The sequence below is a fragment of the Streptococcus infantis genome (assembly GCF_019929575.1).
In the GTDB taxonomy this organism is placed as follows: Bacteria; Bacillota; Bacilli; order Lactobacillales; family Streptococcaceae; genus Streptococcus; species Streptococcus infantis_L.
Window position 1 is genome coordinate 16648 of the sequence record NZ_JAHZPU010000026.1, and the last position, 10616, is coordinate 27263.

At 41.4% G+C, this 10616-nt stretch carries 4 protein-coding genes; all 4 read right to left on the reverse strand.

What is annotated here, in order from left to right:
* Positions 1-63: 63 nt before the first annotated feature.
* On the reverse strand, positions 64-7794 hold the full coding sequence (locus K1I67_RS07835; RefSeq protein WP_223339506.1) for an SIALI-17 repeat-containing surface protein: 7731 nt from the start codon (positions 7792-7794) through the stop codon (positions 64-66).
* A 238-nt stretch (positions 7795-8032) separates the two neighbouring features.
* Entirely contained in the window at positions 8033-8887 is an 855-nt protein-coding gene (locus K1I67_RS07840) for a bifunctional methylenetetrahydrofolate dehydrogenase/methenyltetrahydrofolate cyclohydrolase (RefSeq protein ID WP_223339507.1), read from the reverse strand.
* Positions 8888-9019: 132 nt separating this feature from the next.
* Positions 9020-9754: an amino acid ABC transporter ATP-binding protein gene (locus tag K1I67_RS07845; RefSeq protein ID WP_223339508.1), complete on the reverse strand. Its 735-nt coding sequence runs from the start codon at positions 9752-9754 to the stop codon at positions 9020-9022.
* Positions 9754-10437, reverse strand: coding sequence for an amino acid ABC transporter permease (locus K1I67_RS07850; RefSeq protein ID WP_006147032.1), 684 nt, complete (start codon positions 10435-10437; stop codon positions 9754-9756). Before K1I67_RS07850 ends, K1I67_RS07845 begins: the two co-directional genes overlap by 1 nt.
* Positions 10438-10616: the final 179 nt, after the last annotated feature.

The following is a 10616-nucleotide window of genomic DNA, read 5'->3' on the forward strand; positions in this document are numbered from 1 at the left end:
ATCCTATCCACTGGGATAGTCCAAGTATTTCTACAATCAATCAGCAATGTAGAGTTCCAAACTCTATTTTTCTTTACGTTTAACAGTTAGTAGAGCCACTGATAAAACAAGACTGAGACTTGCTAGGAAAGCAGCTGTATCAGATCGACTTTCACCTGTTTCTGGAAGTCTTGCTGAATCTACTTTCTCTGAAGCATTTTCAAAGTTTTCTCCCTTAACTGCTGGTTCATGAGCTTGTTCTACTGGTTTTACTGGTTCTTGGTTTTGTTCTTTATAGACAATCGCATAAAGTCCTAGATCTTTGGTGACAAATTCAACTGTGTCACCTACAAGCGTCACCTTTTGAACCTGTAAGCCTTGATCTAAGCTCATATGATAAACTCCTTGAACCTGTCCCTTAACTGGTAATCTCACTAGGACAGCACCCTTGAGTTCAACTTCTTGGTTGTCCTTATCTAGCAATTTCACTTGATATGCATCATAGTGTTTACCAGCTAATTCTTGACGTAGAACCTTTTGAACTTGAAGCTTGAGGTTTTTAGATAACTCTGTAGTTAGCCCTGCTACCAGAACTCCAGTTTCCTTATCAGTCAAGATTCGAACCTCTTCGGCTGGTTTAACAAGACTTGGTGCAGGCTCATTTCCAGCTGTAGCCACTGTTCCTGTGTATTCTGGTAATTCATTCTTGGCTGCTTCCACAGCATTAACGCCACCTGTAAATTCTGGGACTTCATTCTTAGCTACCTCTACTGCATTGACACCACCCTTGAATTCTGGGATTTCTACTACTGGTGCTGGCTCGTCGCCTGCTGTGCCGATTACATCTGTGTATTCTGGTAACTCGTTTTTAGCTGCTTCTACTGCATTGACGCCGCCCTCAAATTCTGGGACTTCTACTACTGGTGCTGGCTCGTCGCCTACTGTGCCGATTGCATCTGTGTATTCTGGCAACTCGTTTTTAGCTGCTTCTACTGCATTGACACCACCTTCAAATTCTGGGACTTCTACCACTGGGGCTGGCTCATCACCTGCTGTCCCGATTGCATCTGTGTATTCTGGCAACTCATGCTTAGCTGCTTCTGCAGCATTGACTCCGCCCTTGAATTCTGGGACTTCTACCACTGGAGCTGGCTCATCACCCTTACTTGTAGTAATGGCTGGTTTGACCTTGACTTCAACAACTCGATCTTGCGCCTCAGTCGTATCCGTATGAACAGTGGTACGGTTAGACGCTAGAACCTCAACATAATCAACTCTTTCTCCCTTCTTACCTTCTGAGATTACACGACGTTCATCTTGAGCTAAGTCATTGTTTTCACGAATAATTTCCTTAAATGGAATTTCGGTCTTGACAACTTCTAAACTTGGTCGTTCGAGAACAAGACTTTGGTCGCCTTCTTCAGGAACAATACGGTGACTAGGCTTGAAGTGAATACGATATTCCTTGACAAGACTACCATCCTTAGCAAGAAGACGAACAAGGCTAGGAAGGTTATCCTGACTAGACTCAACAACCGTTGTCACACCGTGACCACTTGCTTGAGCAGTCACCTGTGGTTTAGTGCCATTTAAGTTCACTGTATAATCTGAAACCGCAGGATCAAAATTTTCCAATGCTTTTCCAGCAACCGAAATAGTCACTGAAGGAGTTTCCACATCTTTTGCTTTAGCAGGAGAGTAAGCACTAAATTCGACCATTGCTAGACCATTAGTTGTAGATTTACGAGTCATGCGTGCTCGAATAGCTGTTGTCTGAATTGGATCAAAGGTAAATTCGATTGGCTTACCAGCCACGATTTCTCCAGATGCCTTATAAGGAATTTCTTGCCAGTTTTCTGCCTTATTAAATGGATGTTCCGCATTTTCTTCATAACGAGAAATGGTACTTGGTTCTGTATAGGCAGGGCCAACATATTTTTCTAGTACCATTGTCGCTGGTGCATCTGTTCCACTGTCTTTAAAGAATTGAATGGCTACTTTTCCAACAGATTGAGGTGTAATCTGACCATTCTTCTTAAAGAGAATTCCCACAGATGTTTCTTGATCTTTCGGAGTACGAGACCAGTTAGTCCAACGTCCATCTTCGTTAAAGTGACCATCGTTGATATAGAAAATTTTATCCCGAGAAGCTGCTTGTGTATCATTTGTAGTAGACGCAAAGGCTTTAGAATCTGTCGCATTATTGCTTGCATTTTCTGAGATAACTTGATTACCTTTTGTAACAACTGTTACTTGCATCTTGGTTGTTAAGTCTGTTCCTAGAACATGACCAATCACTTCAAAGTTACCTTCTTGGGCAGTCACATGTTCTGGAACTGCATCCCATTGGACAGCAAGGTTAGCTTTAACCCAGCCAGTCTGTGATGGATAGTAGACTGTTACCTCGGCAGGCAATTGAAGCTGATCGCCAACATTCAAGGTCTGGGCACTATTTTCCGTAGCTACTGGTTGTGTTGTTTCTTTTTCATCATCACGGAAGATGCGATATTCTTTCAAGATGGTTCCGTCTTCTGCTTTCAAGATAAGGCGTGTCGCACCTTTTTCACTTGTTGCAGGAACAACTGTCACCACACCGTTGTTGCTGGCTGTTGCAGTGATTTCCTTGCTTGCTTGAGGAATATAATAATCTGTCTTAGACGGATTGAAATGCTCAAGCTTCTTGCCATCTACTTGGATAGAAATTTCTGAGCTGGTAGCACTTGGAACTTTACTTCCTAAAATAGTAATTTCTGTTAAACCAACACCAGCCTTTCCATCTGCCTTCTTCATACGCATACGAACAGCATAAGTTTCAACCTTGTCAAATGTAAAGTGGTTTGTTTGACCTGCAGATAATTGTCCAGGAGCGTGAAGATTTTCTACAGCCTTCCAGTTGGCAGCATTGTTGAATGGATGCTTGGTATCTCCTTGAGCATGATTGACATCGTTTGGAAGATCTGGAACTTCTTGACCAACATAATATTCAATAACATATTCTTTTGGAAGTCCGATTGCACCATCTGTATAGAAATCAACTGAAAGATTATCGACAAAGCGTTTGGTCAAATCACCTGAATTACCAAACAAGATAGACGCCCAATCATTATCTGTGCCTGTTTGCCATGTAGTCCATCGATTCTTAACATCTGTATTGGCTCTTGAAACTGTCAAGTCGTTCAAAGTACTAGCTGAATCATCACCACCCGTATTGGACACGATAGCCGCTGGCAATTGAGAACCCGTCCATTGTTTAGAGATGTTATTTCCAGCAACAACTTGACTAGAAACACGAACATGAGCCTTGGTAGTCAGATGGCTACCCACTAATTGACCCTTGATTTCATAGATACCTTCAGTCTGACTAAAGTTCTCAGGAACCTTGTCCCAAAGGACATCTTTATAGACAGTTGTTCCATTAGAATGGTAGGCACGAACACTAGCAGGTAATTGAACAGTTTCACCCTTAGGTAGTGTTAAACTGATTTCTTCTGCAACCTGCAAACCTTCAACAGTTACATTTGCTACAGCTTCAATATCTGTACCTTCGACATGACCTTTAAGGGTAAAGCTATGATAGTAACCAAGTTCTTTGGCATCTACCTTGTCCCAAGTTACAGCTACCTTACGAGGCAAGCTCTTATCAAATTCTGCTCCGATTTGATCAGGCAAATTCGGTTGCTGATTGATATCTGTAGAGATAGAAACAGGATGTAGCTTGACAATTTTCTTGTCTACTGTATTTTCTTTTATCACAAGTTCAGTTGCTACAGACTGAGTCTTATCAGTTTGATTGTCAATACGAGGAGTGAGGGTTACACTACCTTTCTTGTAAAGAAGCAAGTTCTGACCATTCACCTCAAGATGAGCACCATCAGCTGACTTAACTTCCAAATGGATATCTGACGCTGAAAATTCAGTTTGTGTACCATCTTCGTAGTGCCCAATGACATGATAAGGGAGGACTTGGTCTTCTGTTGCAGTCTCTTTTCCTTCAACGCTTACTTCCAAGCGTGTCAAAGCAGGCGCTTCTTTCACAAACTGAATCAAATAAGTTTGAACCAAATCGCCCTTCCGGTCACTCAAAAATACAGAAGCCTGATAATCATTAGCTACTGAAGCTTGTTGAACAGTTACTTGGTAGCCAGTAGTTTGTGCTCCAACACTTGGGATTTTAGCAGTATAAGGAAGGGATACTCGGTAGTAGGTCTTTCCAGGCTCAAAGTTTTCAAGAGACTTGTCACCAACCGTGAGACCTGTAACAGTACTTTCTGTTTCCTTATCACTCGCGATAAAGGTTGCCGTAACCTCGTAGTCATTGCCTTCCAATTTACCAGTTGCTTCAGTACGTCCACCTTCTTTTGTCAAGGCAGATGGATCTTTCAAGGTCCAAGAAACGACATTCGCATCAACCAAGTTACCATCTGACAAAACAGCCGTTACAGTTTTATCCAAATCTTCTGCTGCTGTTCCCACTGGGACTGTTGCTACCTTAGGCAACCACTTATCAAGCGCAACGACCTTGACAAGGGCTTCAGCCTTGGCTTCGAGTCCTTCCACACTACCAAGGACTTTTTTCTCACCAGCACTTGCAAGGAGATCTTCTGGGATGTCCCAAGTCACAGCTTTTTCTTCAACACTGCCATCACTATAAATAGCTGTCACAGTCTCTGGCAATTTTGGATCCTCGCTGACATCAGTTCTTGCCTTCACAGGGGCAAAAGCGACAAAATGGCGATTTTCTTTCTTGCCTGAAACGGTTGTGACTGTTGCCTGATCTGAAGCCAAGCCTGCAGAATCCGCATAAAGAGTGAATTTACCTTCTTTTTCAGTAGATTTTACAATGACAACACCTTTACCATTGAAGGCTTTTCTTTGCCATGTACCATCTTTCTGAGCCTTATAACGTTCACGGCTAGCTTGTTCCCCATTGTCCACACCGACGATTTGGCCTTGGCCATGAAGATTGAAATGAACAAGATTATTGGCAGTTGGTACAACATTGCCGTCTTCATCAACGATTTCATAATGGATATAAGACAAATCCTTACCATCTGCAGTGATAACATGTTCTTCCTTGGTGAGACGAACTCTAGCTGGCTCCCCTGCTGTTGTCACACTATCACGCGCAATCTCTTTACCATTTTCATCACGAGCAATAGCAGTTAAGGTACCTGGTTTATAATCAACCAACCACTCAAGATACAATTCACTTGGTTTAGCTCCCTCGTGATAAGGGCGACCATCTTCAGTTGTTTTCTTAACAAATTCCTTCTTTCCGAGGGACTCATTGTTCAAGAACAATTCTACGCTGGCGGCATTTGAGAAGGTCCGTACAGGCACCTTGCCATTGACCAGCATATTACGTTCCTTGAGCGTTTCTTCAGTCCAATTCCAGTGAGGCATGATACGAACTGTTGGTTTTTCTTTGGCACTATACCATTCACTACGATAGAGATAGAAATCATTCTTAGGCAAGCCTGCCGTATCAATGATACCAAAGTAAGAACTTTTCACTGGTGTGTTATCTTGGTTATGCCATGGTGTTGGTTCACCGATATAGTCGAAACCAGTCCAGATGAACTGACCTGCATAGCCAGCACGATCACGGTCAAAAGTCCAAGATTCAGTAGCTGTTCTCCCCCAGGCTACACGGTCATTACCATAGTCTGATTGTTCATAGTGACGATTTGGACGATTGTCATGCCAGAGTAAATGAGCAGGATCAAAATAAGAATCTCGAGTTCGAGTCGCTGAAGAAGTTTCAGAACCGTAGATCAACCAGTCTGGATGGGCTTTACGAACAGCATCGTAAAAACGCTCTCCATAGTTCATACCTACAGCATCCATGATTGCTGCTAATTCTAAGAACAAGCCTGTAGAAGCACGACTGAACTTATTTTCACCCATAGTCACATAGCGCTCTGTATCAATGGCTTTGATAACAGCTTTCAAACGCTTGGCTGTTTCTAGTGAACGAGCTCCACCATCAGCCTCATCAACTTCATTACCGAGTGACCACATAACGATAGATGGATTATTTTTATCACGTTCGACCATGGTTCTGAGGTCAAAATCAGACCATTTTTCACCCTTCTTAGCTTCTGGGTGAGTTGCATCTTGGTCAAAGAAACGTCCATAGTCATACGTTTTCTTGCCACGATACCAAGTATCAAAGGCTTCTTCTTGGACCAAAAGTCCTAAACTAGCCGCAGCATCTAACAACTGTGGACTTGCTGGATTGTGGGTTGTACGGATAGAGTTAACTCCCATATCTTTTAGGAGTTTTAATTTTCGGTAGGTTGCCTTATAATTTTCTTCTGCCCCCAAGGCTCCATTATCATGGTGAATACTAACTCCATGGAATTTCATTCTCTCGCCATTAAGAGAGAAGCCTTCCTTGGCTGTCCAGTTGAAATAACGATAACCAAAAGTATCTTCTGTCACATCAACTAGCTGCCCGTCATTATAAACCTTAGTTTTTAGAACATAGAGTTGAGGATGGTAGCTTTTTGTTGTCCAGAGAGTTGGTTTATTAACCAAAATCGTTTGCTTAAAGTCAGCTGTCTCATTTCCTGCTAGACTCTTAGTTACAGAACGAACCAAATCTGAAACAGCCTTACCTTCTTTGGTAAAAATCTGTTGTTCTACAAATACCTTAGCTAGAGTCTTGGCAGTGTTTTTTATCTTGCTTTGGATTTGTGTTTCAACATTGCCGTCTTTTTGTTCAGCCAATTTCGGAGTTGTAATATGATTTCCATTTTCAGCCACCTGCACCTTGTCACGATAGCTAAGCGTCACATCACGATAGATACCACTTCCTGAGTACCAACGACTACTTGGCTGTTTATTGGTAACTTGGACAGCAATGGTATTTTCACTACCATCTTTATTTAAAAATTCAGTGATGTCATATGAAAAATGATTATAACCACTTGGATAGTGACCTACAAATTTGCCATTTACATAAACCTTAGAGTCCATGTAAACTCCATCAAAATTAATACGAACGTCTTTGTCCTTGGCAGCTTCATCAACCGTGAAGGTCTTACGATACCAGGCAGTACCACCATTTAATTGACCACCTTCATTTCGAGCAGGAGACTTGTGATCAAAATCAAAATAGATACTCCAGTCATGAGGAAGGTTCAACTTAGACCAGTCATGAACATCAACATCTTTCTTAGAAAAATCACCCTGAGCGTTTAATTTAAAATACCAGTCTTTGTTGAAATTTTGTTTTCTTTCCTGTAAAAGTTTGTCTTCTTTTTCCTTCTCTTTTGTGGCTTGAGGCAATTCACTTGCCGAAGCTTTTTCTTCCTTGCTTTTATCGTCCGTTACAGGTTTATTCTGATTAGGTGTATCAGAATGTTCTTCTCGAACTGCTGGCTTGTCAGAACTTGCTTCTGAATCTGTAGACTCTTTCCCATCCACTTCAGTAGCAGGTTTTTCAGTTTTTTCTTCCTTAGGACTAACTACTTCCGCTTCCTTTTTTTCCTTAGGACTTGTTACCTCAGGCTCTTTTTCTTCAGTTGCTGGTTTTGCTGGTTCATCCGCATCATTTCCTTCTTCTTCAGTAGCGGAATCTTGTGGGCTATTTTGCTCAGCTTTTGCAATGGCTGCAGCAAGATCATCTGGAAGCTTATCTAAAGGTTGAACTTGGTGAATTGTTTCCTCGCTGGAACTAGTTGTTTCAGTTTCAGCAGCTTGAGCCACCTGAAGACCAAATATACTAGCTCCAATCATAACCGAAGCCGCACCAATGGCAAATTTACGAATACTATAATGACACCGTCTTTCAAAAAATCTCTTATCCATTATTGTTCCTTTCCAATGTTCTAGTAAGCGATTACATTTTGCTTCAAAAAATAAACCTCCCTCTAGGCGCTTACTTATTTTATCCATATAAATATTGATGCTTTTAATATATCAAAATAGTAGAGTTTTTTCAATAATTTGTAGAAGTTTTACTGTAATTTTATTAAAATAAGTGCAAGAAAAAAACAAGTTCACTTTTTAGAACTTGTTTCTTCACTATCTAGAATAAATGCTTGTTCTATCTATCCAAGCTACGCAATGCAGCCTGATAAGTTTGCTCCATTAGCATAGTAATGGTCATAGGCCCAACTCCACCAGGTACAGGCGTGATATGACTAGCGATTGGCGCAACAGCCTCATAGTCAACATCTCCACAGAGCTTGCCATTTTCATCTCGGTTCATCCCCACATCAATAACAACAGCCCCAGGTTTGACAAAGTCAGCAGTCACAAATTTAGCACGACCGATTGCTACCACAAGAATATCAGCTTTAGAAGCTACCTTAGCAAGGTTATGAGTTCGTGAGTGGGTCAAGGTTACAGTTGCATTCTTAGCCAACAGTAACTGGGCCATGGGTTTCCCAACAATATTGGAACGACCAATAACGACAGCATTCTTACCTTCTAAGTCAATCCCATACTCATGAAACATTTCCATAATACCAGCAGGAGTTGAAGGAATCATAACTGGGTGACCAGACCAAAGACGTCCCATATTGAGCGGATGAAAACCATCCACATCCTTTTCTGGATCAATGGCTAGTAAAACAGCCTCTTCATCGATGTGTTTTGGTAATGGTAACTGCACCAAAATCCCATGCCAAGCTGGATCGTGATTGTATTTGGCAATCAAGTCCAACAATTCCTCTTGGGTAATGGTTTCAGGAACTCGCACAACTTCACTTTGGAAACCTGCAGCTATCGCTGAACGTTCCTTGTTACGAACGTAAACCTGACTGGCTGGATTTTCCCCAACCAAAATAACCACCAAACCAGGAACCAAACCTGTCTCTTCTTTCAATTTTGCAGTCTTTTCAGCCAATTGTCCTTGGAGCTTGGCTGCTAAAGCCTTGCCATCAATAATCTGTGTCATGTGTTTTCTCTTTTCTAACAAATATCTTCTATTATATCAAAAAAACACTTGTCCCTCTAACACTTCTTACCTAAGAGACCTTATAGTCTGAAACTATAAGAAAAAGCCCACTTGGAGCTTTTCATGATATTCTTACAAAACCTTACTCAAGAAATCCTTGGTTCTTTGTTCTTGGGTTTGTTCAAAGACTTGCTCTGGAGTTCCGTCTTCGACAACAACACCGTCAGCCATAAAGATGACACGGTCTGCTACCTCACGCGCAAAGCCCATCTCATGCGTCACGATGACCATGGTCATTCCTGACTGAGCAAGTTCTTGCATAACTGCTAGTACTTCCCCTACCATTTCTGGGTCTAGGGCAGAAGTCGGTTCATCAAAGAGTAGGACATCTGGTTCCATGGCAAGACCACGAGCGATAGCGATACGTTGTTGCTGTCCACCAGACAAACTTTGTGGATAAGCATCTGCCTTATCTGGTAGACCAACCTTTTCCAAGAGCTCATGCGCTCTCTTCTCAGCAACTTCCTTACTTTCCCCTTTGGTCTTGATAGGAGAAAGCGTGATGTTTTCCTTCACTGTCATATTTGGGAAGAGATTGAACTGTTGGAATACCATTCCCATCTTTTCACGCATGGCAAAGAGGTCATTTTTCTTATCCGTAATATCCACTCCTTCAAAGATGACCTTGCCTTTTGTCGCTTCTTCGAGGAGATTCATAGAGCGAAGGAGGGTTGACTTACCGCTACCTGACGGTCCGATAATCACCACAACTTCTCCCTTTTTAATCTCCAGATCAATTCCTTTTAAAACTTCATTTTTCCCAAAGTTTTTATGAAGATTTTCAATTTTTATAAGCGTTTCAGTCATTATTTTTTCTCTCCTTGTCCCATACGATTTTCAAAAGCTTTCAAGGCTAGTGTCAAGATAGAGGTCATAATCAAGTAGTAAAAGGCTGCAAATAAGAGTGGAGTTAAAGGCAAGTAGGTGGTTGTTGACACCGTAGTAGCTCCATTCCACAATTCCATGACACCGATTGCTGACAAGAGTGAACTATCCTTGATAATGGTAATAAACTCATTCCCCAAGGCTGGCAAGATATTCTTGATAGCCTGTGGCAAGATGACATAGCGCATAGCATTTTTAGGACGAATCCCTAGAGAGTAAGCCGCCTCTAATTGCCCTTTAGGTACGGCATTGATACCAGCACGAACTGTTTCTGATACATAGGCACCACTGTTCATAGAGATAATGATAATTCCTGGAATCAAACGTGAAAAATCAACTCCCAAAACTCCAATCTGAATTGTCGGAGCATTGATGTGCATAAGAGCGAAAGCAATCATGATCTGTACCATCATAGGTGTTCCACGGAAAATCCAAATATAAACATTGGCAAGCCAAGCTAAGGGCTTCATTTTAGAACGTTGAGCAAAAGCCAATACTATCCCTAAAATTGTCCCCAAAAAGACAACCAAAACAGAAATCAAGACCGTTACGAGAGCACCATAATTAAAATATGGCAGATATTTAGGTAAAAAAGAAAAATTCATAAATCCACTACTTTCTAATTCTAACTTAAAACTTGTATGAGTATAACATGTTTTGAATAAAAATGCAATATTTTTTCTTTTATTTTCAATAAAATTTCAAAGACCCCAATTGTCAAGTCAAGTGCAACAAAGTTGTTCCTCTGATTAAGCGAGTATCTTTCAAGCTGTTTGAGCTGACT

What these genes read in the sequence shown, in the direction of transcription:
- K1I67_RS07835 (WP_223339506.1), bottom strand. Translation starts at nt 7,794, where the DNA reads ATGGATAAGAGATTTTTTGAAAGACGGTGTCATTATAGTATTCGTAAA.
- K1I67_RS07840 (WP_223339507.1), bottom strand. Translation starts at nt 8,887, where the DNA reads ATGACACAGATTATTGATGGCAAGGCTTTAGCAGCCAAGCTCCAAGGA.
- K1I67_RS07845 (WP_223339508.1), bottom strand. Translation starts at nt 9,754, where the DNA reads ATGACTGAAACGCTTATAAAAATTGAAAATCTTCATAAAAACTTTGGG.
- K1I67_RS07850 (WP_006147032.1), bottom strand. Translation starts at nt 10,437, where the DNA reads ATGAATTTTTCTTTTTTACCTAAATATCTGCCATATTTTAATTATGGT.